The sequence below is a fragment of the Roseovarius sp. EL26 genome, from assembly GCF_900327775.1.
GTDB lineage: Bacteria > Pseudomonadota > Alphaproteobacteria > Rhodobacterales > Rhodobacteraceae > Roseovarius.
The window spans coordinates 703961-729378 of the sequence record NZ_OUMZ01000007.1; the positions used below are offsets into that span (position 1 = coordinate 703961).

The following is a 25418-nucleotide window of genomic DNA, read 5'->3' on the forward strand; positions in this document are numbered from 1 at the left end:
TCATTCCAATTTTGGTGCGGCGTTCAGATCTATGGGAATGTGCCTGTTTTACCGCTGTTTTCTCACCTCATTTGTGGGCAAGTTTGATATATTATGCCTTTAAAATAACGTGAATTCATCTGAAAAGATAGGTGCTTATCGTTGCATTTCCAGCCCCGCAGTACCGTGTATCAGCGCCCACCTCAACAAAATGGAAGTGGGCGCGTACTTTTCCTTAGGCGTGGCTAGGTGCCATGCTTTGCTGTTTTCGAGCAGAGCGCGCGAAAAACAGATAGTAGAACACGGGCGCGGCGATCAGTGTCAGGATAGAGGCAAACGCCAGACCACCCATGATAGTAATTGCCATCGAGACAAAGAAGGCATCCCAGATAAGCGGGATCATCCCCAAAATGGTTGTCGCCGCGGCCAGAATAACGGGACGCACACGCGAGGTGCTGGCTTTGATAATCGCATCGGCGAGGGGCAGTTGTGGCTCCTCACGGCGGACGATGTCAATCTCCTCGACCAGAACGATGCCGTTCTTGATCAACATGCCCGAAAGCGACAACAGGCCCAGAAGCGCGGTGAAGGTAAAAGGCATACCCGTGCCCAAAAGGCCGATGGTGACACCGTTGACCGACATTGGGACCAAAAGCCAGATGATCAGCGGCTGGCGCAGGGCGTTAAACAGCAGGATCGAGATGAGCACCATGATGATGATGCTGAAAGGCAATTGTGCTGCGAGGCTGGCTTGCGCCTCGGATGAGCTTTCCAGGTCACCGCCCCATTCCATCTTGTAGCCTGGGGGCAGGGGCATGTAGTCGATTGTTTGTTTTACCTGCGACTGTACCTGTGGTGCAGTTAGGCCCAGCTTGATTTCTGCGCCGACGGTCAGGGTCAAAACTCGGTCGCGGCGATGTACCAGCGTGTTTTGCGGCTCGAACACCAAACCGTCGATGACCTGTTCCATAGGAACAAACTCACTGGCGCTGGCCGAGAACAGCTTCATATCCGTTAGGGCGAGAGTGGAGTCAGGGGCGAGGCGCAGTACGATAGGGATCTGCCGTTCGCCTTCGCGGTAGACCCCAGCGCTAAGCCCCTCGGTGGCAAACATGAAGGCGTTGGTGACGTTTTCACGGGTGATGCCGGCCTCTTGCGCCCGGTCATCGGCATAGACGGCTCGTAGCACCTGCTCCATTTCACGCCAATCAATGAAGAGCGTGGTGATGTCATCGGTGGTTTCCGCCATCAACTTCATAGCCTGATCGCCCAAGTCACGCAGCACCTCTGGATCAGGGCCTGAGAAACGGACCTCGATCGGGGTGCCGCCACCGGGACCAAAGGCAAGACGTTTGGCGCGGAATTCACCCTCGGGGAGGTTATGGGCTGCGACGGTCAGCATCTCATCCGCTAGAGCTGAGATTGTATCGATGGTTTCCGTACGGACGATGATATGGCCGTAGCTGGGGTTGGGATCCTCGGCCTGATAGGTCAACATGAAGCGCGAAGCGCCCTGGCCGACATAGGTGGTATAGGACACCACGTCGTCTCGTTGCTCCAACCAATCCTCGATGACTTCAAGATCGCGCGAGGTTTGGTGGATCGAGGCGCTTTGCGGCAGTTTGTAGTGCACAAACAATAGCGGCGTGTTGCTGTCAGGGAAGAACTGCTGCTTGATACTGCCAAAGCCTGCGTAGCACACCACTGTGACCGCGATGAGGCCCGCGACAACCAACCAACGAAGACGTATAGCTGCGTTGAGGGCTTTGCCGTAGACACGAAATAGCGGCCCGTCATAGCCGGTGTCGCCTTCGGATGATGTACCTTGCTTAAAGAAGTAGTGCCCAAGCAGTGGAGTAGCGGTTAGGGCCAGAATCCATGACAACATCAATGAGATGCCAATCACCGCAAAGAGTGAGAATAAGAACTCTCCAGTGGCATCATTACTGAGACCAATGCCGGCAAAAGCCATGATGCCGATCACGGTTGCGCCCAGCAGAGGGATTTGAGTTTTGCTGGCGGCATCATCTGCCGCATCGCGGGAGTTTGAGCCGCGTTGCATGGCAATTTGCATGCCTTCGGCCACCACGATGGCGTTGTCCACCAGCATTCCCATGGCAATGATCAACGCGCCCAGCGAGATACGCTCCATCTCAATCGAGAAGAAGCTCATGAACATCAGGGTGCCAACCACCGTCAACAGCAGGGTAGACCCCACAACCACAGCGGCGCGCCAGCCCATGAACAGCGCCAGAACGATGACCACGATGGTGACCGACATGGCGAGGTTAACGAGGAAGGCGTTTGATGCCTCTTCGACCACAAGGTGTTGTTGGTATATTGGTGCGAGGCTGACACCTGCAGGGATATCGCCGGCCAGTTCAGCCAGCTTGGCATCGGCACGTTTTCCTACATCGACGATGTTTTCATCTGCTATACCGGCAACGCCTAACGTAAAAGCGGGGATTCCGTTATGGCGGATAAAGATGTCTGGGTTGGTTTCCTGAGCGCGGTAGACCTTGGAAAAGTCATCGAGGTTAACAATTTCACCGTCAACACCAACAGTTAGGCCTGCGATCTCATCCACCGTTTCGTCGCCCTCTGGGGCTTGGATCAAGGTGCGGCCGTCAGATGATTGGAGGCTGCCGCCATCCACAACGGAGTTGGCGTTGGCAATGGCGTCTTGAATAGCACTGGGGGAGACATTTTGATTGGTGGCTACGACGAGGTTGGGTTCGACGTAAACCACCTCATTAGGAATGCCTGCGACCTCAACGTCTGCGACACCTTCGACGGTCAGCAGCTCGCGCCGCATAAAGGTTGAAAGCTCATAAAGCTCGGCGTCAGAGAAACCGGGCGCGGTAATAGCATAGTAGATGCCGAACACATCGCCGTAGGTATCATTGACATAAGGTATCGTGGCCCCATTGGGCAGGCGTGCATCTGAGACGCGGTTGCGCAGTTTAGTCCAGATTTCTGGCAATTCAGTGCCATCATACTGGTCTTTCATGTCGATGGTGATCCACGACAGGCCGGGCTGGTTCATCGAGCGGATTTCATCCACTTCGCCCATTTTTTGGATTTCGGATTCCAGTGGTTCCGAGATTTCTTCGGCGACTTGTTCGGCGGAGGCTCCGGGGTATTGGGTAACAACAACAGCAGTCTTGATGGTAAAGGCGGGATCTTCTAGACGTCCAAGGCTGGTAAAGCCCCAAATACCGCCCAGAAGGCAGCCCAACATGATCAGCCAAGTGATCAGCGGCTTATCAATGGAAAAACGTGCAATGTTCATGATCCGGCCCCTCAGTTCGCGAAGCCGGTGAAGCGACGCACGGTTTGGCCGTCGCTCAACTCGGATGCGCCAGCAGCAGCAATCTCATCACCAGGGTTCAGGCCCGAAATGACCTGCACCTCGCCCTTGTTCGAGGGGGTGATCTCTACTGCGTGGCTGGAAACTGTGCCCTGACCTTCGCCTGTAGGTTCAAAGACCATGACGGACGTGCTGCCATCGTTGGCAGTGACGATGGCGGCAGTGGGGACTATGAAATGCTCTGTCTGACCGCTTTGAATGGCGATCACTGTGGCCGATGAACCGGGCAGGATCACCAGATGTTCTGGAGGTTCCATGCCAAAAGTGATGGTGAACGTTTGGCCAATGGTCGAGGTTTCGGCGTTGAATTCGCGAACCTCAACAGGGAAAGTTTCATCACTGGCGGGGAACCTTGCAAAAATCTCGAAATCCGGATCTTTGCCGGCTTGCTGAAAGAGCACTTCGGGCACGTCAATTTCGATTCGAAGATCGGACATATCGTGCAGGCGGACAACCGGGGTGCCTGCGTTGATGGTGCTGAAGTTGGCAAGGCTGCGGGCAGCGACAAGGCCATCGAACGGAGCCAACAGGGTAGCTTCGTTCAGGTTGCGTTCAGCATCACGAAGGCTGATCTTGGCAAGATCATCCGCCGTCTGGGCGTCATCAACGCTGACTTGGCTAACAGTATTGCCTTCAAGCAGCTTGTAGCGGGCAAGATCGCGATCCGCCTGTTCCTTTTGAACGCGGGCTTGATCCAGAGAGATTTCAAAGGGTTCGAGGTCCAGTTTGGCAATTAGTTCACCTTGTTTGACAGGTTCACCCTCTTTGACCGGAAAATTAACGATCTGGCCAGAAACTTGAAACGCCAGATCGACGGTTTCACGTGCTACGACGCGGCCAAAAAACTGGCGGGTAACGCTGCCGTCGCTGTCTTCGATCTTCATGAGTTTTACCGGCTTGACGATGTCTTGCGCCATCAGGGGAGCGGCAAGGGAAAGAAAAGCCGCTGATGTAATGGAAATGAGTCTCATGATTGGAACCTTTGCCTCGAATTGTGCAATTCTACCTTATCAAACCGAAGAGTTTAGTTAAAGCAGGAAGCCTTCGTGTGATCTTGCGGTAAATTAGTGTAAGTTTCTAGGAATACGCCGCACAATGGCGTTTCAAATCATAAAATCGCCTGCGTTGCACATCATCCCGGTGGGAAATGTGGCGCAATTTGTGACGCGCATATTTTTGCCGGTCCAACTTTGGATTTGGGCAGTTTCGCGCCATTGTGTGCGCGTGATTTTGCCCGCTGTTGTAGTGAATTTCATCTGAAAATAGCGTCCCACTTGTCCAAGAGGCGTAAGACATTCGTCGTCTTGGGCGAGTGAGAGAATACAACGTTTATTGAGTGTGGCACTGGGTTGTGCCGTACCAAACTGGTTGGCCGGTTGGCCGCCGGGCGGGGTTTCTTTGTCGTGATGAATGCATGTTGGGCAGTCTAGAAATGATGAATGGCGAACACAGCGCCAGAAAGGACTATTGATGTCTCAGGCAAACGCACTTGAAGTCTTGATGCTTGAATTGATCAACGAAGAGCGCGCAGCAGTGGGGCTTTCGCCCTTGCGCTTTAACGGGGATCTGAATGAGGCCAGCGAAGATCACAGCGATTGGATGCTGGAGGAAGATGTGTTTTCGCACACCGGAGAGGGAGGATCCTCCGCTGGTGATCGGATTGTCAGCGCCGGTTACGTTCTAGAAGGGAACTGGACCTGGGGTGAAAACATTGGTTGGCAAAGTGAACGGGGCGAACCGGGCCTGGAGGATGACGTGCGCGACATTCACGAAAGCCTTATGAACAGCCCGGGCCACCGGGCTAATATCCTGAATCCGGATTACGAAGAGATCGGAATTGGGGTTGAGCGTGGTGATTATCGTGGCTTTGACGGTGTGATGATCACCCAAAACTTTGGCGCAACCGATGCCACCCCAGTCGAAGAGCCTGTTGTGCCCGAGACACCAGTGGCGCCGGAACCAGAGATGCCGGTCGTAGAAAATGATGCGGTTCCTGAGGAGGATGTAATCGAAGAAGATCCGGTTGTTGTGGCTGAGTTGCCGGAAGACAACGTGCCTGTTGCAGAAGACGAGCCGGAAGTTGAAGAGGAGCCTGTAGCAGAGGACGTACCTGAGGTGGACCAGACACCCGAGGCCGAAGATGTGCCCGAGGTCGAGGATGTGCCTGAAGTGGCTGAGGATGAAACGCCAGAGGTGGTTGAGGAGGAAGACGAGACCCCGGTTGCAGAAAATGATCCAGAACCACAGCCAGAAACACCCGTTGTTGAAACTCCAGAGGACGACGTGCCGGTTGATCAGCCTGAGCAAGAGGAGTTCGCCTTCGATCTCAATGCGTTCCTGACTGATCTGGGTAATCGGATCGAGGCGTTGATCGAAGAGAGGTTTGAAGTTGCGTTTGGCGACGCTGACAACTTCTGGTTCACGCCACGAGACGAAGATCCGAGTGTGGCCGATGAAGATGACTTTATGGTAGTTGAACTCGACCAAGGTGCCGACGATATGGTGGACATTGGCAATGGTGGATGTGACGATTACCAACTGGCGATGGATTGGGGTTGGAGTAATTTTGATGTCACCAATGCCTGGGACATGGCGGCATAAGAGGGCTGTCAGCCGCCTTTGAGGCGGCGCAGCAGGACCACCTCACTATCGGGCTTGATGGGCGTGAACCAACTGTCGTTGTAAATGCGCCCATCGATTGAGACCGAGACCCCACGATCAAGCTGCGGCGTTAGCCCGGGATAATCCCGGGCTAATCCATTCAAAAGCTCGCGCAGGTTGGATGCGTCGATGTCCACATGGGTTTGGCCATCTGTAAAATCAGCCAGAGATCCCCAAAGGCGCACCTGAACCATGGCTTATTTGCTTTGCATCGCGGCCAACAGGCGGGGCGGTGACATCGGCAGTTCAGTCATGCGTACGCCTGCCGCCTCTGACACCGCGTTGGACACAGCGGCCAAGGGTGGCACGATGGACGTTTCACCCACACCGCGCACGCCGTAGGGGTGACCCGGGTTGGGGATCTCCAAAATCACCGTGTCGATCATCGGCAAGTCCGAGGCTACCGGAATACGGTAATCTAGGAAGCCTGCATTTTGCAGGGTGCCATCCTCGCCGTAGATGTATTCCTCGTTCAAAGCCCAGCCGATACCTTGCGCTGCACCGCCTTGGAATTGGCCCTCGACATAGTCCGGGTGTACGGCTTTGCCCGCGTCCTGAAACACGGTGTAGCGTACAATTTTGGTGTAGCCGGTTTCAGGATCTACTTCAGTATCAACCATATGCGTGGCAAAGCTGACGCCGGCACCTTCGGGGTTGGCCTCGTGGTGGCCCGCGATTGGCCCGCCCGTGTTTGATGCCGTGCCTGCAATCTCTGCAATGGTCAGCGGCGGGAATTCTCCTGCGTTTGGACCGGCGGGTTTAGCGGCCCCGTCTTCCCAAACAACAGCATCTTCGTCGATGCCCCATGTCATGGCAGCACGTTTGCACATCTCTTGCTTGGCGGCTTGTGCAGCTTTGATCGTGGCAAGACCCACGGCAAAGGTCACGCGGCTGCCGTCGGTGACTTCGTTTTGACCCAGCGAAGCCGTGTCAGCCACGATGGTACGTACTTGATCATAGGGCACGCCCAATTCCTCGGCGGCCATCATCGACATTGAGGCGCGCGAGCCACCAATGTCTGGATTGCCTTCGGAGACGTTGATCGTGCCATCAGGGGCCACGTTGAGCGTGACGCAAGTGTCGCCGCCGAAGTTGAACCAGAAACCACATGCCACACCGCGCCCTTGGTTCGGGCCCAGCGGGGCTGACCAATGCGGATGATCCTTGGCGGCCTTCAGCGTGGCCTCTAACCCGATTGCAGGGAAGGTGGGACCGTAAGAGGCAACCGTTCCTTCGCGCGATGCATTCATCAGGCGCACCTCAAGCGGGTCGAGGTCAAAGCCTTTGGCCAACTCGTCAATCGCACTTTCAATAGCATATGCCGCCATTGGTGCGCCGGGGGCGCGATAAGCGGCCTGCTTGGGGCGGTTAGTGACCACGTCCCAGCCAATGGTTTTGACGTTTTCCAGATTGTACGGCGCAAAGCCGGACATTGCGCCGAATTCAACGGGCGAGCCGGGGTAGGCGCCACCTTGATAGCGTAGTTCGGCAAATCCGGCTGTGATCTTGCCGTCTTTGGTCATGCCGATGCGCACATCGATTGAGCTGGAGGCGGTTGGCCCGCTGGCGCGGAGCACTTCGGACCGGCTCATCACCATTTTGACGGGGCGGCTGGTTTTGCGCGACAGGCATAGGGCAACAGGTTCAAGGAAGACAGTTGTCTTGCCGCCAAAGCCGCCACCGATTTCTGAGGCCGTGACGCGTAATTGTCCCTGTTTCATGCCCATGATGGCCGCACAGGTGTTGCGGACCATGTAATGGCCCTGCGTGCAACAGAATAGATCGGCCTGACCGTCTGGCGCGAAGGTCGCTAGACAGGCGTGGGGCTCGATATAGCCCTGGTGGGTGGCCTCCGTCTTATAAGTGCGCTCAACGATACGGTCTGCCTTGGCTAGGCCCACCTCGATATCACCATGACCAAACTCATGGCGCGCCATGACGTTGCCGGAGGAGCCTTCGGGCGCGGTTTCTTCGGCGCGGCCTGCGTGCAGGATCGGCGCGTCGGGTTTCATTGCCTCATCAACGTCGGTGACATGTGGCAGCACTTCGTACACCACATCGATCAGTTTCAACGCTTTGCGTGCAACGGGTGCGCTGGTCGCGGCCACGGCGGCGACGGCATGGCCGTCATACAGGGCTTTTTCACCGGCCATACAGTTGTCTAGGACATCGAGCACATCATCGGGAGCGTCATCAAAATCCGCACGGGTGATGACCGAATGCACACCGGGTAGGGCGCGGGCTTTGCTGGTGTCGATGCTGACGATCCTGGCGTGGGCATGCGGGCTGCGCAGAATGCGGCCGATTAGCATACCCGGTGCACTCATGTCAGCGCCGTAACGGGCGCGACCGGTGACCTTGTCGATGCCGTCAGGGCGTTCAACCCTTGTGCCTACGACTTTGAATTCGCGTTTCTTTTCTGTGTTGTCCAGAGCCATTATGACGCCTCCCGCAGGTCTTTGGCCGTCTGCATCACGGCGCGAATGATTTTGTCATAACCGGTGCAGCGGCACAGGTTACCAGCCAGCCAATACCGAACCTCTTCTTCGGTTGGGTCGGGTTTCTTTTCCAACAGGGATTTTGCAGCAATCAGAATGCCGGGTGTGCAGATACCGCATTGCAGGGCGGCATGTTTGATGAAGCTAGTCTGCAGCGGGTGCAGCGCGTCGCCCTGTGCCATGCCCTCAATCGTGCTGACTTCGCGGCCTTCGGCCTCGGCCCCCAGCATCAGGCATGAACAAACCAAACGGTCATCAACCGTGACAGAACAAGCGCCACAGTCGCCGCTGCCACATCCCTCTTTGGTGCCGGTCAGGCTAAGCTTATCGCGCAGCACATCCAGTAGGGTTTCTTCGGGCTCACACAGGAAATCGACCGGGTCGCCGTTGATTGTGGTTTTCACATGAATCTGGCTCATGACGCACCTCCTGCGCGCTGATAGGCAATTTTTGCGGCACGCCGGGCAAGGACCCCGGAAACATGCTTGCGAAACTCGATAGTTCCGCGTTTGTCGCTGATTGGGTTTGCGGCATCTGAACAGGCTGTCGCCAATGCACCCAATGCCGCATCATCCAGTTTGGATCCGACCAGAGCGCTTGCCGCGGCATCCACAACAAGCACGGTTGGGGCAACAGCGCCCAGTGTCACCCGAGCTGCGGTACAAACACCAGCGTTATCAAGCGTCAGTGAGACGCCACAGCCAACAACGGCGATGTCCATTTCGGTCCGCGGGATAAAGCGCAGATAGGCATCTGCTGCGTTTGATCCGCGGGCTGGCAGGAATATCGATGTGATGAACTCATCAGCTGCCAATGTGGTTTTACCGGGGCCAGCAGGGATGTCTGCCACCGGCACATCACGTGTGCCATCTTTACTGGCAATACGTGCCACGGCATTGGCCGCAATCATCGCCGGAACGCTGTCAGCTGCAGGGGAGGCATTGCATAGGTTGCCCGCCAGTGTGGCGCGGCCTTGGACCTGCGTAGATCCGATCAAATCCATACCTTCGATAACACCAGGCCAGTCTTTACACAGCGCTGCGTGTTCGCTCATCTCGGCACCGCTGACAGCTGCGCCAATGCGCCAGCCGCCATCTTCGGCCATAATATCGCGCATGCCTTCGATGCGTTTAATGTCGACGATCAGATCGGGGTCTGACATTTCAGCCCGCAGTCGGACCAATAGATCAGTGCCGCCTGCCATCACGCGGCATTCGCCGGAAGTGTTGGACAACAGGTCAATTGCAGCACTCACCGTTGTCGGTGCTTCGTATTGCATGAATTTGCCTTTCTACCTGGGGCCGGCAATCAAAATGCCGGAGCCTGAGACTCAATCTTGTTGGCAAGACTATTGACCAAGTTCAGTAAGAGAGCAAACCCGTAAATGTAATTTCTAAGGGGTATATTGAATAATTTGATCAAATTATTTTGTGAAAGTAGCATTGACCCAAATAAGACTTGCGAATTCGGCACAGTGTGGCGCATGAATTACGATGAGAGCGCAGAGTAATAACAGGGTCAGAGACTGAGATGGACCGGGCAGAAATCGTTCACAATAATTTCCAAACACGTGTGGCGGGTAATGATCTTCCGCAGGGGCAAAATCCGGCTGGACCGTTGTCGTCCGAACTGGCCGAAAACCTGTTTCGCGCGCAATGCCTGTCGCGGGCATTGGACCGGGAAAGCCGGATGATGCAAAAAGCCGGGCAGGGGTTTTATACCATAGGGTCCTCAGGTCACGAAGGGATGGCGGCGGTTGCCGGTGCCTTGCGACCTACAGATATGGCGTTCCTGCATTACCGTGATGCGGCGTTTCAGATCGCAAGGGCGGGGCAAGTGCCGGGGCAAAATCCAATGTTGGACATGTTGCTGAGTTTTGCCACATCTGTTGACGATCCGATTTCTGGTGGGCGGCACAAGGTTCTTGGGTCAAAAGAGCTATTCATTCCACCGCAAACCTCAACCATTGCCAGTCACCTGCCCAAAGCTGTTGGGGCGGCCTATTCACTGGGCTTGGCCAAACGACATGCGCCAGAACATCGTGTCTTGCCAGATGACAGCATCATCATGTGTTCCTTTGGCGATGCTTCTGCCAACCATTCTACGGCGCAGGGGGCATTCAACACGGCGGGGTGGGCGTCTTATCAATCGGTGCCGATGCCGTTGCTGTTTGTCTGCGAAGACAACGGCATCGGGATTTCCGTCAAAACGCCAAAGGGTTGGATTGCGGCGAGCCTGCAAAACAAGCCGGGGTTAAAATACTTCTCCTGCGACGGTCTGGATATCTACGACACCTACCGCGTGACGGCAGAGGCGGCCGCATATGTCCGGACGCGTCGCAAACCTGCCGTGCTGCATATCCGCACTGTGCGTCTTTATGGTCATGCAGGGCCGGATGTGGCGACGACCTATCTGTCGCGGACTGAGGTGGAGCGCGATGAGGCTAATGACCCGCTGCTGCATTCGGTTCGGTTGTTGTCACAATCGAATGTAATGACGCCTAATAATGCATTGAATCTATATGATAAAACAAACCTTGATGTTCGAGGGATGTCATTAGAGGTGGTTAAACGACCAAGGCTGCAGTCAGCCGACCAAGTCATGGCCAGCCTGATCCCTCCAATACGCGATTGCGCTGCAGGCAACGGCCCGTCGGATGAAGCCCGCATACAGGCATTTGGTAGTGATATGCGCGTGATGAAAGAGCCGCAAATTCTGTCCAAACTGATAAACTGGACCATGACCGATCTGATGTTGGAGCATTCCGAGATCACCGTGATGGGCGAAGATGTTGGTCGCAAAGGTGGCGTATACGGCGTGACACAAAAGCTGATGTCACGCTTTGGTCCGGACAGGGTGATTGATACGCTGCTGGATGAACAATCCATTCTGGGGCTGTCAATCGGATTAGCGCACAACGGGTTCTTGCCGGTGCCAGAGATCCAGTTTCTGGCCTATCTGCACAACGCCGAAGACCAACTGCGCGGTGAGGCGGCGACGTTGTCGTTCTTCTCAGATGGTCAATACACCAACCCAATGGTCATCCGGATCGCAGGTTTGGGATATCAAAAGGGCTTTGGCGGGCATTTCCACAATGACAACTCGGTTGCTGTGCTGCGCGACATCCCCGGTGTCATATTGGCCTGCCCCTCCAATGGCACGGATGCGGTACGGATGATGCGCGAATGTGTACGGCTCGCACGTGAAGAGCAGCGGGTTGTTGTGTTTTTGGAACCGATTGCCCTTTATCCGATGCGAGACTTGCATGAGGCGGGGGATGAGGGGTGGCTTTGCCAATATCCCGAGCCCGGAGAAATCTCGAAATTGGGTGAGGTTGCGCAATCTGGTGAGGGCACTGACCTTGCAATCATCAGCTTTGCCAATGGGTATTACTTATCGAGGCAGGCACAAAAAACGCTAAAGGATCAAGGTGTTGATGCGCGTGTGATTGATTTGCGCTGGCTCTCACCCTTGCCTGAAGAAGCGTTGATTGCCGCAGTCGCAAGCTGCGATAACATCCTGATTGTCGATGAGACACGGCGCTCTGGTGGCGTGGCTGAGGCGTTAATGGCGATGATGGCCGAGCAATGCCCTAATACGCCTTGCAGGCGCCTGACAGCTGAGGATAGTTTTATCGCAACCGGTCCGGCCTATGCGGCGACCATGCCGTCAGCTGGCGGTATTGTGGACGCCGTACTCACTTTGCTAGCGGAAAACGCGTGAGTAATTACGCGTTGATATAATTTGGCTTCCGTTACGTCAGAAGATGCCCTGATTAAGGCAGCCGGGTGAAATATAGCCACTATTACATTATATAGTCTGATGAATAGGATGAAGGCATTGAGTGTTCATTCTAATATGATGTGGCAACAATCCGAAGTGAAACCCTGATCCATGCCGGATATCGATGGAACAAACGAAGACGATGATATCGGTGTTACCAGTAACAATGGGACACTCGGTGCGGATACGATTGCGGGCCCAATTGACAACGTTGAGGCCAGACAGGGCAATGACACGATAGCTATCACAGATAGCACGCTTTCGGGTCGTGTCAGGGGCAATGGCGGAAATGACGAAATATCGGTCTCAAACAGCACTGTGACCGGTAACTTGGCCGGCAATGGCGGCGCTGATACCATTACCGTAAATGATAGCATACTGTCTGCGCGCTTGAATGGCGGGGGTGGAGACGACACTGTTTTCATTGAAGGTACCTCGGTAACCCGTGTTAATCTGGGCAATAATAATGACAGCCTGGATTTCGTGGATTCATCCTCATCTCAGGGATTATTTGGGGGCGGTGGAACCGATGCCTTAAACTTGCCATTGGGAACGATTGTAACCGATGATGCGCTTGCTGACCCTTTCACGGTTGAACTTGGGGTTGCATACACCCTGACCAGTGGGTCGTTTCTTTTGCCTTCGGGGCAGACGGTAAGTTATTCACAATTTGAAAACGGGACTGGTATTGCTTGTTTCACCGCCGGCACATTGATTGCGACCGCGGATGGAGCCAAACCCGTCGAGGAGATCCGGCTAGGTGATCTTGTTCTGACTATGGATTGTGGCCTTCAGCCGGTACGATGGATTGGCGCACGGGGGCTGTCGGAACGCGATCTTTATGACCGGCCAGAGCTACGGCCGGTATTAATTCGTCAGGGCGCACTAGGGGATGGTTACCCTGCGCAAGACCTTAAAGTATCACCGCAGCATCGCATTTTGATCAGGTCCCGCATTGCAAAACGGATGTTTGGGCACATGGAAGTTCTGATTCCTGCGATCAAACTGCTGGATATTGATGGCGTCGAGCAATGCGATGGCAGCGAAGATGTGGCGTATTTCCACCTGATGTTTGATATGCATCAGGTGATCTTCTCTAATGGGCAACCCAGCGAAAGTCTTTATGCCGGGCAAGAGGCGTTGAAGTCGCTACAGCTTTCGGCTTATCTGGAGCTGCTCACATTGTTCCCAGAGCTGCAAGGAAAGGGTCACAGGCCACCCCCAGCGCGCGCCTTTGTGAAGAAAACAGCTCAAATATCTAGCTTGCTGAGCCGTCATAAGAAAAACGATCAACCGTTGCTGTCAAATCGCCTGTAAGCGTCGAGAGATGACGCCGTTAGCGTAAGGCAATCAGACCCAACCAAAACGCTCCCCAACACAAGATCAGGCTGAGGCCGATATTTGCACCCGCTAGAATGTAAGTGCGTTCACGGTGTAATTGCAGGGATTGATACGCAAAGCTGGAAAATGTGGTGAAGCCACCGCAAAAACCAAATACAAGTCGCTGTTCTTGCTGGGAAAGCAGGTCAGTGGATGGGCCAAGGTAGGACACCCAGAGACCCAGCAAAAAGCACCCTAAAACATTGACGATCATAGTTGCTAACGGCAATTCATGCGTGACCATCTGTGATGTCAGATGGCGTAAAACCGCTCCTGAACCACCGCCCAAGGCAAACAGAAGATGCAGGTAAAAGTCGCTCATTCTGTAACCTCGCCAGTGTGATATCGGCGGCCAAGCGCCTCGCCCAAAATTGCTGCAGCCAGACCGCAGATGATTTCAAGCGCGGGTGCGGTAAGAACATGCCAGCTACCTGCATCTGCAAGGCGTGCGATTTCAGCCATGAACGACGAAAACGTCGACAGCCCGCCGCAAAATCCCACCGCGCCAAGGTGAATGACATGGGCATGGACCCGGTGACGCACTGCGTAAAGCCAGCCCAGAATAAAACAGGCCACGACATTGATGCCAAAGGTGGCGGTGACAAAAGGAAGCCCGGGGATCTCAAGCGAAAACAGTTCACGCAAAAGCGACCCCAAAGCGCCACCAATGAAGACGGCGATATACATAAGAAGTGTTTTCAAGAGCCTGCATCCAGTCAATGATCCACTAAGGCATAAAGTGGCGGCCTTAAGGTTTCAATGACAAGAACAAGCTCTCCTATGAGGCAAGGCCCATAGGAGAACATGAAAAAGACGTGGCCCTTACATCGATTGTATGGCCTGATGCGCTTCGTCTTGGCTCTCAAAAATATGCGGCTGCACCCCACGTTTAGCTAGAGTTTCCTTCATTTTCAAACGCATAAAGGCACTGGTGGTGTAGCGTACAGTTGAAAGACTGTATTGCGATAGAACCTGTTCAACCAACAGCGCATAGTCATCATAAAGATCATCGGCAATCCGGAACTGGTTCTGGTTGATAACCGTTTTCACGCTTTGCCCGGTTGTCTCATAGGCGGCAACCAGAGCTTTGTTTAGATCCTGAATGTCGCCTCTTTTCTTGATGCTCCAACCCTCGAGGTTGACGAACATATAATTTCGCTCGGCATCATAGGTGATGCGTTCGGACAGATTTACGTTCAATAGCGTATCCAAAAGCCCCATCGGTTGATCAATAAAGATCCGGCTGTCCATGACCGAGACATTCTCGATGATTGGGGTGAAACCCATCTGGCCAAGAATATCTTTTTCCAGATCAATGCCCGGTGCGATTTCAATCAGTTCCAACCCTTTAGGGGTCAGTTGGAACACGCAACGTTCGGTCACATAAAGAACTGGCTGGGCACGGCTGCTGGCATAGGTGCCAGAAAAAGTGATCTGATCGACCAGCGGCACGAACTTGCGGTTCCTGCCTTCCTGTACGATGCGCAGTTTGCCATCCTCGGCCGCGACCTGTAGGCCACCTGCGGTAAAGGTACCGGCAAAAGCCACGGCGCGGGAATTCTGCGAAATGTTGATAAATCCGCCAGAGCCGTTCAAACGCCCACCAAAATGCGACGAGTTCACGTTGCCTTCGCGGTCACATTGCGCGATGCCCAGACAGGTCAGGTCAAGCCCGCCGCCATCGTAGAAATCGAACATCTGGTTTTGGTCGATGATTGCATCGGCATTGCGGGATGAGCCAAAGCTTGATCCTCCCGCCAGAACGCCACCCACAGCCCCGGCCTCGGTGGTCAGGGTGATATAGGGAGTTAGTTTTTCTTCATTGGCGATGGCAGCAACGCCATCAGGGGCGCCAACACCAAGGTTTACCGCGCCGTTTGGCGGTAGTTCAAACGCGGCACGTCGGGCGATGATTTTGCGCTGATCGAGTGGCATTTTCGGCATGTTTTCTACCGGTACCCGGATTTCACCGGACAGGGCAGGGTCATGCATCACGCCGTAGTTCATGCGGTGCATGTCTTGCGGATCTGCAACAACAACGCAATCGACCAACAGGCCGGGCACTTTGACATCCTTAGGGCTAATCGATCCGGGTTCGACAATCCGTTCGACCTGCGCAATCACCAGACCACCGTTGTTATGTGCGGCCATCGCCTGCGCCAGAACATCCAGTGTCAGGGCCTCACGTTCCATGCTGATATTGCCTGACGGGTCGGCACTAGTGCCACGGATCAGGGCCACATCGATTTTTGTGGCCTTGTAGAATAACCATTCCTCGCCATCGATATTGTGCAGTTTAACAATATCTTCTTCGGTCTTTCTGTTGACCTTGGCCCCGCCATGGCGCGGATCGACAAAGGTATGCAGGCCAACCTTAGAGAAAAGCCCCGGCTGACCGGCTGCACAGGTGCGATAGAGCTGCGAGATGACACCCTGTGGCAGATTGTAGCCACAAATACGGTTTTCTTGCGCGGCTTGGGCTACTTTGGGCATGCGTCCAAAATTGCCTGCAATCACGCGTTTGAGCAGGCCATCATGGTGCAAACGGCCAGTACCCAAGCCCTTGCTGTCGCCAGCGCCCGCGCACATGATCAAGGTCAGGTCGCGTGGGTGATTTTCCTCAAGAAACCGTTTTTCCAACGCCGCATGCAGCATTTCAGGAATACAGCTTTGAACAAACCCGGTGGTGGTGACCACGTCTTCATCGCGAATAAGCGTCATCGCATGTTCGACGGTTGTTACCTTGTCTTTCATCTAATCGATCTTCCTGTTGGGCGTGTGCATTGATGCGGGAAGTTATGCCTTGGTAATTTTTGGCAAGTTTTTATGGTGTTTCTGTACTATTTATTATGCAGTGAATCCGTCTTCCGCAAGGGAAACTTTACTTCCAGTTAGGAAAGTAATATTCCGCAAGGTAAAATAATGCGGAAGACGTATTGCTAAATTTGCCTTGGGGATCAACTGATCCCGCCCAGACAGACGTATTTCAGCTCCAGATAGTCATCCATACCGTATTTTGAGCCTTCACGCCCTAGACCGGATTGTTTGACGCCGCCAAACGGGGCTACTTCGGTTGAGATCAATCCGGTGTTGACGCCGACCATGCCGGTTTCAATCCGTTCGGCCACGCGCCAGACGCGCGACAGATCATTGGCATAGAAGTAACCGGCCAGACCAAATTCGCTGTCGTTGGCCAGTGCAATGACTTCATCCTCGGTTTCAAACCGGATAAGTGGCGCGACCGGGCCAAAGGTCTCTTCTTTTGACACCAACGCAGAGGTTGGAACATCAGCCAGCAGGGTGGGTTCAAAGAATGTGCCATCAAGGCGTTTGCCACCAACCAAAACACGTGCGCCTTTGGCTGTGGCATCTGCAAGATGTTCCTCAACCTTGGCAACCGCACTTTCGTTGATCAGTGGGCCAGTGGTCACGCCAGCATCCATCCCGTTGCCGGGGGTCAACTTAGAGACGGCTGCGGCCAACTTTTCTGCAAAAGCGTCATAAACGCCCGATTGCACATAGATCCGATTGGCGCAGACACAGGTTTGGCCGTTGTTGCGGAACTTGGCAATCATGGCACCCTCAACCGCGGCATCCAGATCAGCATCATCAAAGACAATGAACGGCGCGTTGCCGCCCAGCTCTAGCGACATCTTTTTGATGGTATCGGCGCCCTGACGCATCAGGATCTGACCCACACGGGTAGAGCCGGTAAAGGTGATCTTGGCCACTTTGGGATTGGCGCACATTTCTTCGCCCGTGCCGCGCGAGTTGCTGTTGGGCAGCACGCTGAAGACACCGGCAGGCACGCCCGCACGTTCTGCCAGAACGGCCATAGAGATGGCAGACAGGGGGGTCAGCTCGGCTGGACGCACCACAAAGCTACAGCCAGCGGCAAGAGCAGGGGCCACTTTGCGGGCGATCATTGCATTGGGGAAGTTCCACGGCGTGATGGCTCCGACAACCCCGACGGGTTGTTTCAGAACGACGATGCGTTTGTCGCGCTGGTGGCCCGGAATTGTATCGCCATAGACGCGCTTGGCCTCTTCTGCGAACCACTCTATGAACGACGCACCATAGGCGATCTCACCTTTGGCTTCGGCCAGAGGTTTGCCCATTTCGGCACACAGGATGGTGCCCAGATCATCCTGTGCCTCGATCATCAGATCAAACCACTTGCGCAGAACGGCAGCGCGTTCCTTGCCCGTCCATTCAGCCCAATCTTTTTGCGCCACGTATGCGGCATCAATAGCCTCTTGCACATCGGCGATGGTGCTGTCGGTGACCTCGGTGATGAGGGCACCTGTGGCGGGGTTGGTCACGGCAAAGCGGCTGTCGCTGCTACGCCATTCGCCGTTGATGTAGGCCCGACCCTCTAACAGGGTCGGATCGTTCAAATTTAGCGTGTTTGCGTTTGTATCCAGCATCTTACGCTCCTTATGCTTCCTGCGCCGCTTTGATCGACTCTTCCAGAAGGTCCATGGCTTCGGTCATGATTTCATCTTGAATAGTGATCGGGGCCAGGAATCGGACAACGTTGCCATGAACACCACAGGTCAACAGAACCAGATTGCGTTTCAGGCCTTCGGCGCGGACTTTGTTGGCAAAATCTGCACTTGGAGTGCTGCCGTCGGCAGTGTTGAACTCGGCCGCAATCATGAAGCCGAGACCACGAACATCGACCATTTCTGGCACATCGGCGCGGATCGCTTCGAGGCGTTGCTTGAGGCGCGAACCCAACTCGTTGGCGCGATTACAAAGCTGCTCTTCCTCAATCACATCCATCACGGCATGTGCAGCGGCGATGCCTAGCGGGTTACCGGCATAGGTGCCGCCCAGACCGCCGGGGTTGGCCGCATCCATCAGATCTGCTTTGCCGGTTACGGCGGCCAGTGGCAGGCCACCCGCCAGACCCTTGGCCATAGTGGTCAGGTCGGCGGCAACATCGTAATGCTCCATCGCGAACAGCTTACCAGTACGGGCGAAACCGGTCTGAACCTCGTCTGCAATCATGACCATGCCATGCTCATCACAGATCTCACGAACGGCGCGCATCAGCTCGACCGGGGCCTGATAGAAACCACCTTCGCCTTGAACCGGCTCCAGAATGATGGCCGCAACACGGGCAGGGTCCAGATCCGCCTTGAACAGTTGGGTGATCGCAGCCTTGGCATCGTCAACGCTGACGTCGTGCAGGTCGATTGGGAAGGGAACGTGGAACACGTCAGGCATCATGGTGCCAAAACCAGCTTTGTATGGCTGTACCTTACCGGTCAGCGACATGCCCATAAATGTACGGCCATGGAAACCACCACCAAAGGCGATAACGGCCTGACGGTTGGTTGCGGCGCGGGCCACCTTGATGGCGTTTTCAACAGCTTCAGCACCAGTTGTGACAAAGATGGTTTTCTTTTCAAAATCACCGGGCACGGCGTCATTCAGGCGCTCGCCCAGACCGATGTAGTTTTCATACGGCATGACCTGATGGCAGGTGTGGGTGAACTTGCTCAGTTGTTTTTCAACGGCAGCCATGACCTTGGGGTGACGGTGACCCGTGTTGACCACGGCGATGCCAGCGGCAAAGTCGATGTAGCGGGTACCTTCGACATCCCAAACTTCAGCATTCTCTGCACGCTCTACATAGATCTGTGTCATCATGCCAACGCCACGGGCGATGGTCTCGTCACGGCGCTTTGCGATCTCTGCGTTTTTCATATCATGTCCTCTCCAAAAGCCGGTCATGCTGACTCGGGTGAAATGAAATCGCCTCACACTATGGATCATTGTGTGCTTTGCAAACCTTTTTCTAATTTCACGTAAAGCATTGAATCTATGTAGCAGAAGGTTATAGTGTTCAATATTATGAACACTGAAAACACATCGAACACGAATCTCGAAATTGGTGCGCGCTTGCGGTACCTTAGGGAACGGGCAGGCATGTCGCAGCGCGCCTTGGCCAAGGCGGTGGGCGTGCCCAATTCCACCGTATCCCTGATCGAATCCGGTCAAACCAATCCATCGGTCAGCGCGCTCAAACGTCTGCTGGATGGCATACCCATTGGTTTGTCAGAGTTTTTTGCCTTTGAGCCAGAGCAAGAGCGTAAAGTGTTTTTCGCCGCCGAAGAGCTGACCGAGATCAGCCGGGGCAAGCTGTCACTGCGTCAGGTTGGGCGCAATTTGTTTGGGCACAGTCTGCAGATTTTGCACGAAACCTATCAGCCGGGGGCGGATACGGGTGTGAAAAAATACCAGCACGAAGGTGAAGAGGGCGGGATCGTCATTTCCGGCCGGATTGAAGTAACAGTCGGGGAAGAACGCAAGATCCTGGGCCCCGGTGATGCCTATCTGTTCAACAGCAACATGCCGCATCGATTCAAGGCCATCGGTGCCGCACCCTGCGAGATTATCAGCGCCTGCACCCCGCCGACGTTTTGATGAAATGCGGGTCGGCATTGGGAACATGTCGCATGACAGTCTGTTTTCGGTCATTCTTTCCTCACATTTTACTACAATTTAGGGATGAGTGACGTTTGGGGAGAAGTATGAATTCGACGCTTGAATTTGAGCAGTTTAAGCTTACTACACCATTGGAAAATAGAATGAAGTTGCGATGCAACGCAGTGTTGAGGCTTTGTGTTGTGGGGGGCTCATTTCTGATTTGTTTTGCTGAACTAGTGGGCATTGAAGTTTGGACATTTTCCCAAAGCAGCTTAATTGTTGTCCTTGGGCTATGGATCGGAATAGGTACCAACGCAGAGTTCTATGAACCGTTCTGGCGCAAATTTGGGCCATTGGGGCAATTGGCAATATTGGTCTCGCTTTTGATGATTGGTGCTGGCCTTCTATTCTCAGAAGGGCATATATTTTGGCGAAAGGTGTCGGCTTTCAGTACGCTTATGGTCTTGGCTTGGATTGCTTGGTATTTGATGCAGATGATGTGGGAGCCAATGCATGCTGCGCGATATAGGCAATTACAAAGGTACCTACGAACCCTACCGAGAAGGGAGCGCTCCGAAGCACGAAAGCACTTGATGGCGAATTTCGCGAGGCTTGTTTCAGAAGGTTTCCGATAATTGTGAAGTCAACTGCTCGGCAAACTGCCATGATTGACGTCGTGGACCACAAACAACCGCTTGCGCCCACGAGTCATCTGCGAATTACAGCGCTCATGCAAAGGGAACGCTAAAATCACTCGGATTGTTTGATTAACCACGCACAGGACGTTTGGCTTTTTCCAACGGACCGAGTGAGTTCAGATATTCGGTCTGGTGGCTGCCATTGTTGTAGATCGGGAAGGTCATGTCTGTGTCGCGGAAGCTTTTGAGGGGTTGACCCATGTTCAACAGACCTTGCTGCCGTTGGCGACGGACTAAATCGAAGTCAACCTCAATCGGGATCAGTTCCTCGTTGACCGATCCGTCGTGCAACAACTGACCTGCCGGGTCGATGACGCGGGAATAGCCGTTGCCACCCGCCATCAGACCGTTGATGGCAAAGACATAGGATTGGAACATCGCGGCTGAGGCTTGCGCTATGACCAGATCGGCGTGGCGATCGACAAAGCTGGCCAGAACCGGGTTGATGATCACCTCGGCCCCTTGGGAGACCATGGTGCGGGTCAGCTCAGGGAACCAGATGTCATAGCAGATCGACATCCCAAATTTACCGACGTGTGGGACATCAAAGGTGCAAACCTCGGTGCCGGGGGTGGTATGGCTTTCATAGGGCGTGAAAGGGAACATCTTGCGGTAGCGGGTGACAATTTCGCCCGCCGGGTTGATCACCGGTGCGGTGTTGTAGATCACGCCGTCGACCTCGCCCTTTTCATAGTAAGAGCCGGGGATCAGCCAGATGCCATATTTCTGCGCCAGTTCACGGCATTGGGTTTCATATTCGCCATCTTGTGGCTGCGCCGATTGCGGGTTGGGGCCGGAATGGCACAGCTCGCTGAACACGACCATCTCGACCCAGGGGTAGAGGTGCATCATGATGGCCAGACGTTTTTTCATTTCTGGCATGTTGTCATGCACCCCAAGGTGCATCTGAATTCCACCAATGGCGAATTTTGTCATGGCTTTGTCCTTTGTGAGTGTTCTGTTTACAGCAAGTGAGACCCTTGGGCATCAAATCGCAGAGGGATACGATTGGTCGGCCAGTCGTTGACTGACCACTGCCCGGCAGAGCCGTTGCTGAAAATGAGTTCCAAACTGGAGGTGACGGGGCGATAGAGGCTGGTAAAAACCGTGCCAAATCCGCGATTATACTGGGTGGCAAACACCGGCGGGCTGAGGAAAAGCTGCTTCATCTGTTCCGCAGAGGGCGAGATGGGACTGGCCAAAGTACGTTCCAATATCTCGGCCCGTTCCATGGTGGCCGAGAAACGACCATGCCCGGTGAGTTCAACTCCAAGCTGGTGATTAGTGGCCCAGTTTTGTTGTTTCATAATCGGTGGTCGATCAGGGGCCAGAAAGGCCGTGATGGTGTCAGCAGAGCGATCCGTCAGGGTCACATTGTAAGACATGTGACAGGGCATGCGCCGCAGAACCTCGACTGCGTCCTGTACGTCGGTGCAGACCTCCAAAATATAGCGGATGATCAGCGGGATGCCAAAACCGATACCAACTTTGAGACGCCCACCAAAGCTGAGCGAAATCGCAAGGCCGTTTTCATTGACGCCGTCTGATAGCCCGCTGAGACCGTCGACCATGCCGATCACGCGCTTGCCGCGCCAGTTGGTGCGCAACAAGGTCAGTTCATTGAGGGCAGGGTCCAGATCATAGTTTCTGATCAGGAACGGGCCATGTTGGTCAGTTGATGCAGCTTGTGAGCAGTTTGTCAGATAACGAGGCGGGCACCAAAAGGTTAGAAAGCTGCGGAAGGTTTCGTCATTTGGCGCAATGTTGGCCAGCCGATCAATCAGGCGTTCCAGCTCGGGCATGTAGCGCCGGATGGCGCGGTTGCCATCCTCAAGACTTGCGCTGGAATGGCCTTTTGCGTCGAACCACTTTTTCCACGCGGGCCAGAATCGGTGATGGACCTCACCCCAGGCCCCAGCTGGATAGTCCTCGGACAATACGGTTAACTGCCTGTGCATGGCAGAATCAGGCACCAAGCCGTTGTTTTTTATGTCCGGTGGGGTGGTCATATCTGTCCTTATAGGCCGCAGGATCGCACACTATGATACATGGTGTTGCATTTGCAATCAAAAAAAACTACACCATGCTCCATAGTGTTGCCAGTCACCTTTCTGTGTGAATCTGGCTTTCAATTGGAGATTGACCATGAAAAAACCAGCAATTCGCCCGCGTGGCTATACGACAATTACAGCATCTGTTGCCGTAGATGACGTTGCAGCAACTATTGAATTTTTGAACGCAGCCTTTGGCGCCGAAGTTCAGGTACAGGACGATGCCGACGCCCCTAGCTTTGCCTCTTTGAAAATTGGCAATGCGATGTTGTTTGTGACCCGTGGATGGGCCGCACACGGCCATATGCCGCAAAGCTATACCGCCTCAAGCGCGGTCTCGCTGCATCTTTATGTTGATGACGTTGTTGCAATGTCCGAGCAGGCGATTGCCGCAGGCGCGACCCTGTTGTCCGCGCCTACTGAAACCTACTGGGGTGAGCTCACAGCCGCTCTGGCAGACCCGTTTGGCCAAATCTGGACCGTTGCAGAACGTGTTGAGGCCCTGACAGGCAAAGACATCGCAGCGCGTCGCGACGCGGTTTTGGCTGTAAACGATCCAGTTGACGCGCAGCCTGAAGCGTGAAGATACTGAGGGAACAGCCTTTCTACTATCGAGACATTTATGAACGCTAATCCCGCACCAACCAGTACCATCCGGCAGGGCGACCTGTTCAGCCTGATGGTCGAAGACCGTATTACGGACTATCCCGTTGCTGTGCGCACTGTGCGCGAAGTGGCGGGCGGTGGTTTTGCCAACAATGACCGTTATCCCAACACGTGGACGGTCTATTTTCTGGTCGATGGTCAATGGGCTCTGGTCGAATCCGCCCGCGGATTACGGCGCGAATGGTCCAGCCTTGACCGGTTGGAAAAATGGCTATTATCTTTCGGTTTCCGGTTCTTCTGGGTTCGCAACGATATTGAGCCGATAGCCCCATCAGAGGATGGTCCGTTAGGTGGGCCGAATATGAAGTAATAAAAAGGCTGGGGTTTACCCAGCCTTTTTACTTTTTCTGCATTGAATTGCAGAGCGTTCTAGAACCACTTTCCTTCAGACAAGTCATCCGGAACGGCCGCAGCCTGTTGTGGCATCAGTGGGATCGACTTGAACTGTGCCTTGATCCCGGCATTCCAAAGTTTGGCGCGTTTGGTCAGATTGCGCTTGTCGGTTTGCATACGTCCTCGGGTCAAAAGACAGCCCAAATCGGCCCCGTGATAGCAATAATCCCCGGCACTATAGACGCGGAGGTAGAAGGCCTCGGTTTCCTGACCCAGAGACGTGATGTTGAGAGCCGAACGGGCAAAGTGAACGTCGCCGTTTTCGTCTAAACGCCAGATCCCGGATTGTGGGGCCTTTGTGATCAGCTCGACCTTGTCGTCGGTCTGTTTCAGCACCAGCTGGGTCCAGTTGTCATACTCTGTCCAGCGGGCCTGAATCTCAGCAACATCGATCTCGTAATCCACATCCAGGAATTCGAGCAGATGGAACAAGAACAGGGGGCAACCGCCATAGGTTGAGGTGATCAGGTTCGTGGGGGGTGTTACACCGCTGACCCGTGGGTTCAGTTCGCCCAAGTAAACTTCGTTGGTGTCGGTATCGAGAAGGAAGTCGAGGCAGAAGACGCCTTTGTAACCTTCTTTATACAGGCGGTCGCCAAAGTTGCGCACCATCTCCTGTACCTGCTCGGCCACACCATCGGGTAACAGTTGCGGAGACACATCATTGCCACACCAACCACCTTTGTAAGGCGTAACTTCTGCAAAGCCGGTGATGTCGGTCATGACAGGACCCACAAGTGTGCCGTGGCGTGTGGCGCAGCCTTCGACAGCACCGGGCAGGTGGTTTAGGTACTTCATCACCTTGAGCTGTTGATCGACGATCTTGCCCGAATATTTATCCCAATCTTTGCGGGATTTGATGAAGAATGTTGTGCGCCCGCTATCACCATAAGGAGTTTGCACCACCAGATTTGGGCCTAGCTTGGCGCTGTCGGCGAGCTCCATCAACTCTTCATAAGTATCGGCATGACCCAGAACGTTGGGGGCGGATGCGACGCCTGCGTCGTTGCCTAGCTGGGTGGTGACGATCTTGCTGTCGAGATGCTCACGCAGGGCTGCGGGGGCCAAGGCAACGCTCAGACCGGCATCTGCGCAAAGCTGTTCTGTCTTTTCATTAAACATCACGAAGATCGCCAGGCCATCCTTACGAGCCTGAGCTCGCTCTAGAAATTCGGGGTGTGAGACCAGATAGTTGGCGACGTCTTCCATCGACTGGAAATCATCATGTGGCATTCTTGTGGGAACGAAAGATCGGTCGTGATTGCCGTCAAAAATGTCAAAGTAATTTATATATTCTAATCCGCCGACCCATTGATCCAGTCCAAGTAAACTGTAGGGCGTAGGGGTAACGACATAAATGGGTGTCTCATTTTTACGTAAAAACTGGAAAATCTCTGACAGAGATTTCAATTTCTTACGGCTGCCGCCACGTTTGGCCTTCTTTTTTGTCATTTTTTTCTCCTGTTGGAACCCCATAACACCCGTTTACGACGTGAATGTC

20 protein-coding genes are annotated in these 25418 nt (G+C 54.3%); 6 read left to right on the forward strand and 14 right to left on the reverse strand.

The features are described 5' to 3' along the window. Nucleotides 1-214: 214 nt before the first annotated feature. Nucleotides 215-3271 (reverse strand): efflux RND transporter permease subunit, encoded by a 3057-nt coding sequence (locus D9A02_RS11370; RefSeq protein WP_120501074.1) that lies wholly within the window; start codon nucleotides 3269-3271, stop codon nucleotides 215-217. An 11-nt stretch (nucleotides 3272-3282) separates the two neighbouring features. Then, the gene (locus D9A02_RS11375; protein ID WP_120501075.1) at nucleotides 3283-4320 is read right to left on the reverse strand and encodes an efflux RND transporter periplasmic adaptor subunit; all 1038 of its coding nucleotides are present in this window, start codon (nucleotides 4318-4320) and stop codon (nucleotides 3283-3285) included. Nucleotides 4321-4819: 499 nt separating this feature from the next. On the opposite strand from D9A02_RS11375, the gene D9A02_RS11380 reads away from it, so the two are divergent. Then, nucleotides 4820-5950: a CAP domain-containing protein gene (locus tag D9A02_RS11380; RefSeq protein WP_120501076.1), complete on the forward strand. Its 1131-nt coding sequence runs from the start codon at nucleotides 4820-4822 to the stop codon at nucleotides 5948-5950. A gap of 8 nt (nucleotides 5951-5958) precedes the next feature. Here the strand turns inward: D9A02_RS11380 and D9A02_RS11385 are convergent, their stop codons facing one another. The 4 genes from D9A02_RS11385 to D9A02_RS11400 are packed head-to-tail and all read right to left on the reverse strand — an operon-like array spanning nucleotide 5959 to nucleotide 9787. After that, entirely contained in the window at nucleotides 5959-6204 is a 246-nt protein-coding gene (locus D9A02_RS11385; RefSeq protein ID WP_120501077.1) for a MoaD/ThiS family protein, read from the reverse strand. Nucleotides 6205-6207: 3 nt separating this feature from the next. Then, nucleotides 6208-8448, reverse strand: coding sequence for a xanthine dehydrogenase family protein molybdopterin-binding subunit (locus D9A02_RS11390; RefSeq protein WP_120501078.1), 2241 nt, complete (start codon nucleotides 8446-8448; stop codon nucleotides 6208-6210). Next, complete coding sequence (locus D9A02_RS11395) at nucleotides 8448-8927, reverse strand: (2Fe-2S)-binding protein (RefSeq protein WP_120501079.1); 480 nt, start codon at nucleotides 8925-8927, stop codon at nucleotides 8448-8450. The genes D9A02_RS11390 and D9A02_RS11395 overlap by 1 nt, the downstream gene beginning before the upstream one ends. Next, nucleotides 8924-9787 (reverse strand): xanthine dehydrogenase family protein subunit M, encoded by an 864-nt coding sequence (locus D9A02_RS11400; RefSeq protein WP_120501080.1) that lies wholly within the window; start codon nucleotides 9785-9787, stop codon nucleotides 8924-8926. Before D9A02_RS11400 ends, D9A02_RS11395 begins: the two co-directional genes overlap by 4 nt. A gap of 251 nt (nucleotides 9788-10038) precedes the next feature. On the opposite strand from D9A02_RS11400, the gene D9A02_RS11405 reads away from it, so the two are divergent. Both D9A02_RS11405 and D9A02_RS11410 read left to right on the forward strand, forming a co-directional pair. Then, on the forward strand, nucleotides 10039-12231 hold the full coding sequence (locus D9A02_RS11405) for a thiamine pyrophosphate-dependent enzyme (protein WP_120501081.1): 2193 nt from the start codon (nucleotides 10039-10041) through the stop codon (nucleotides 12229-12231). Nucleotides 12232-12402: 171 nt separating this feature from the next. Next, a complete protein-coding gene (locus D9A02_RS11410) occupies nucleotides 12403-13608 on the forward strand; it encodes a Hint domain-containing protein (RefSeq protein ID WP_120501082.1) in 1206 nt (401 codons plus the stop codon). Between the two features lie 19 nt (nucleotides 13609-13627). On the opposite strand, the gene D9A02_RS11415 is transcribed toward D9A02_RS11410, so the two are convergent. The 5 genes from D9A02_RS11415 to D9A02_RS11435 all read right to left on the reverse strand — a co-directional run bounded on the left by D9A02_RS11415 (nucleotide 13628) and on the right by D9A02_RS11435 (nucleotide 19386). Then, nucleotides 13628-13993 (reverse strand): CrcB family protein, encoded by a 366-nt coding sequence (locus D9A02_RS11415; protein WP_120501083.1) that lies wholly within the window; start codon nucleotides 13991-13993, stop codon nucleotides 13628-13630. Further along, a complete protein-coding gene (locus tag D9A02_RS11420) occupies nucleotides 13990-14373 on the reverse strand; it encodes a CrcB family protein (RefSeq protein WP_254054610.1) in 384 nt (127 codons plus the stop codon). The genes D9A02_RS11415 and D9A02_RS11420 overlap by 4 nt, the downstream gene beginning before the upstream one ends. 120 nt (nucleotides 14374-14493) lie before the next feature. Beyond that, nucleotides 14494-16425: an acyl CoA:acetate/3-ketoacid CoA transferase gene (locus tag D9A02_RS11425; protein ID WP_120501085.1), complete on the reverse strand. Its 1932-nt coding sequence runs from the start codon at nucleotides 16423-16425 to the stop codon at nucleotides 14494-14496. Between the two features lie 203 nt (nucleotides 16426-16628). Then, nucleotides 16629-18098, reverse strand: a complete 1470-nt coding sequence (locus D9A02_RS11430; protein ID WP_120501086.1) for an NAD-dependent succinate-semialdehyde dehydrogenase — start codon at nucleotides 18096-18098, stop codon at nucleotides 16629-16631. A 10-nt stretch (nucleotides 18099-18108) separates the two neighbouring features. Then, nucleotides 18109-19386 carry a 4-aminobutyrate--2-oxoglutarate transaminase gene (locus D9A02_RS11435; protein WP_120501087.1) on the reverse strand — a complete coding sequence of 426 codons (1278 nt, stop codon included), beginning with the start codon at nucleotides 19384-19386 and terminating at the stop codon, nucleotides 18109-18111. A gap of 147 nt (nucleotides 19387-19533) precedes the next feature. On the opposite strand from D9A02_RS11435, the gene D9A02_RS11440 reads away from it, so the two are divergent. Continuing rightward, nucleotides 19534-20106 (forward strand): cupin domain-containing protein, encoded by a 573-nt coding sequence (locus D9A02_RS11440; RefSeq protein WP_120501088.1) that lies wholly within the window; start codon nucleotides 19534-19536, stop codon nucleotides 20104-20106. Between the two features lie 770 nt (nucleotides 20107-20876). On the opposite strand, the gene D9A02_RS11450 is transcribed toward D9A02_RS11440, so the two are convergent. Next, on the reverse strand, nucleotides 20877-21743 hold the full coding sequence (locus D9A02_RS11450) for a carbon-nitrogen hydrolase family protein (RefSeq protein WP_120501090.1): 867 nt from the start codon (nucleotides 21741-21743) through the stop codon (nucleotides 20877-20879). A gap of 26 nt (nucleotides 21744-21769) precedes the next feature. Beyond that, nucleotides 21770-22816: a C45 family autoproteolytic acyltransferase/hydolase gene (locus D9A02_RS11455; RefSeq protein WP_120501091.1), complete on the reverse strand. Its 1047-nt coding sequence runs from the start codon at nucleotides 22814-22816 to the stop codon at nucleotides 21770-21772. Between the two features lie 136 nt (nucleotides 22817-22952). Here D9A02_RS11455 and D9A02_RS11460 point away from each other — a divergent pair, with 136 nt between their 5' ends. Together D9A02_RS11460 and D9A02_RS11465 are read left to right on the forward strand one after the other, a co-directional pair. Further along, nucleotides 22953-23441, forward strand: coding sequence for a VOC family protein (locus tag D9A02_RS11460; RefSeq protein WP_120501092.1), 489 nt, complete (start codon nucleotides 22953-22955; stop codon nucleotides 23439-23441). A gap of 39 nt (nucleotides 23442-23480) precedes the next feature. Beyond that, entirely contained in the window at nucleotides 23481-23834 is a 354-nt protein-coding gene (locus D9A02_RS11465) for a hypothetical protein (RefSeq protein WP_162933044.1), read from the forward strand. A 59-nt stretch (nucleotides 23835-23893) separates the two neighbouring features. Here D9A02_RS11465 and D9A02_RS11470 read toward each other — a convergent pair whose 3' ends face one another. After that, a complete protein-coding gene (locus D9A02_RS11470) occupies nucleotides 23894-25369 on the reverse strand; it encodes a biotin carboxylase (protein WP_120501093.1) in 1476 nt (491 codons plus the stop codon). Nucleotides 25370-25418 lie beyond the last annotated feature (49 nt).

Bases quoted from the DNA above. Each gene is read 5' to 3' on its own strand.
- D9A02_RS11370 (WP_120501074.1), bottom strand. From the start codon at position 3,271: ATGAACATTGCACGTTTTTCCATTGATAAGCCGCTGATCACTTGGCTG.
- D9A02_RS11375 (WP_120501075.1), bottom strand. From the start codon at position 4,320: ATGAGACTCATTTCCATTACATCAGCGGCTTTTCTTTCCCTTGCCGCT.
- D9A02_RS11380 (WP_120501076.1), top strand. From the start codon at position 4,820: ATGTCTCAGGCAAACGCACTTGAAGTCTTGATGCTTGAATTGATCAAC.
- D9A02_RS11385 (WP_120501077.1), bottom strand. From the start codon at position 6,204: ATGGTTCAGGTGCGCCTTTGGGGATCTCTGGCTGATTTTACAGATGGC.
- D9A02_RS11390 (WP_120501078.1), bottom strand. From the start codon at position 8,448: ATGGCTCTGGACAACACAGAAAAGAAACGCGAATTCAAAGTCGTAGGC.
- D9A02_RS11395 (WP_120501079.1), bottom strand. From the start codon at position 8,927: ATGAGCCAGATTCATGTGAAAACCACAATCAACGGCGACCCGGTCGAT.
- D9A02_RS11400 (WP_120501080.1), bottom strand. From the start codon at position 9,787: ATGCAATACGAAGCACCGACAACGGTGAGTGCTGCAATTGACCTGTTG.
- D9A02_RS11405 (WP_120501081.1), top strand. From the start codon at position 10,039: ATGGACCGGGCAGAAATCGTTCACAATAATTTCCAAACACGTGTGGCG.
- D9A02_RS11410 (WP_120501082.1), top strand. From the start codon at position 12,403: ATGCCGGATATCGATGGAACAAACGAAGACGATGATATCGGTGTTACC.
- D9A02_RS11415 (WP_120501083.1), bottom strand. From the start codon at position 13,993: ATGAGCGACTTTTACCTGCATCTTCTGTTTGCCTTGGGCGGTGGTTCA.
- D9A02_RS11425 (WP_120501085.1), bottom strand. From the start codon at position 16,425: ATGAAAGACAAGGTAACAACCGTCGAACATGCGATGACGCTTATTCGC.
- D9A02_RS11430 (WP_120501086.1), bottom strand. From the start codon at position 18,098: ATGCTGGATACAAACGCAAACACGCTAAATTTGAACGATCCGACCCTG.
- D9A02_RS11435 (WP_120501087.1), bottom strand. From the start codon at position 19,386: ATGAAAAACGCAGAGATCGCAAAGCGCCGTGACGAGACCATCGCCCGT.
- D9A02_RS11440 (WP_120501088.1), top strand. From the start codon at position 19,534: ATGAACACTGAAAACACATCGAACACGAATCTCGAAATTGGTGCGCGC.
- D9A02_RS11450 (WP_120501090.1), bottom strand. From the start codon at position 21,743: ATGACAAAATTCGCCATTGGTGGAATTCAGATGCACCTTGGGGTGCAT.
- D9A02_RS11455 (WP_120501091.1), bottom strand. From the start codon at position 22,816: ATGACCACCCCACCGGACATAAAAAACAACGGCTTGGTGCCTGATTCT.
- D9A02_RS11460 (WP_120501092.1), top strand. From the start codon at position 22,953: ATGAAAAAACCAGCAATTCGCCCGCGTGGCTATACGACAATTACAGCA.
- D9A02_RS11465 (WP_162933044.1), top strand. From the start codon at position 23,481: ATGAACGCTAATCCCGCACCAACCAGTACCATCCGGCAGGGCGACCTG.
- D9A02_RS11470 (WP_120501093.1), bottom strand. From the start codon at position 25,369: ATGACAAAAAAGAAGGCCAAACGTGGCGGCAGCCGTAAGAAATTGAAA.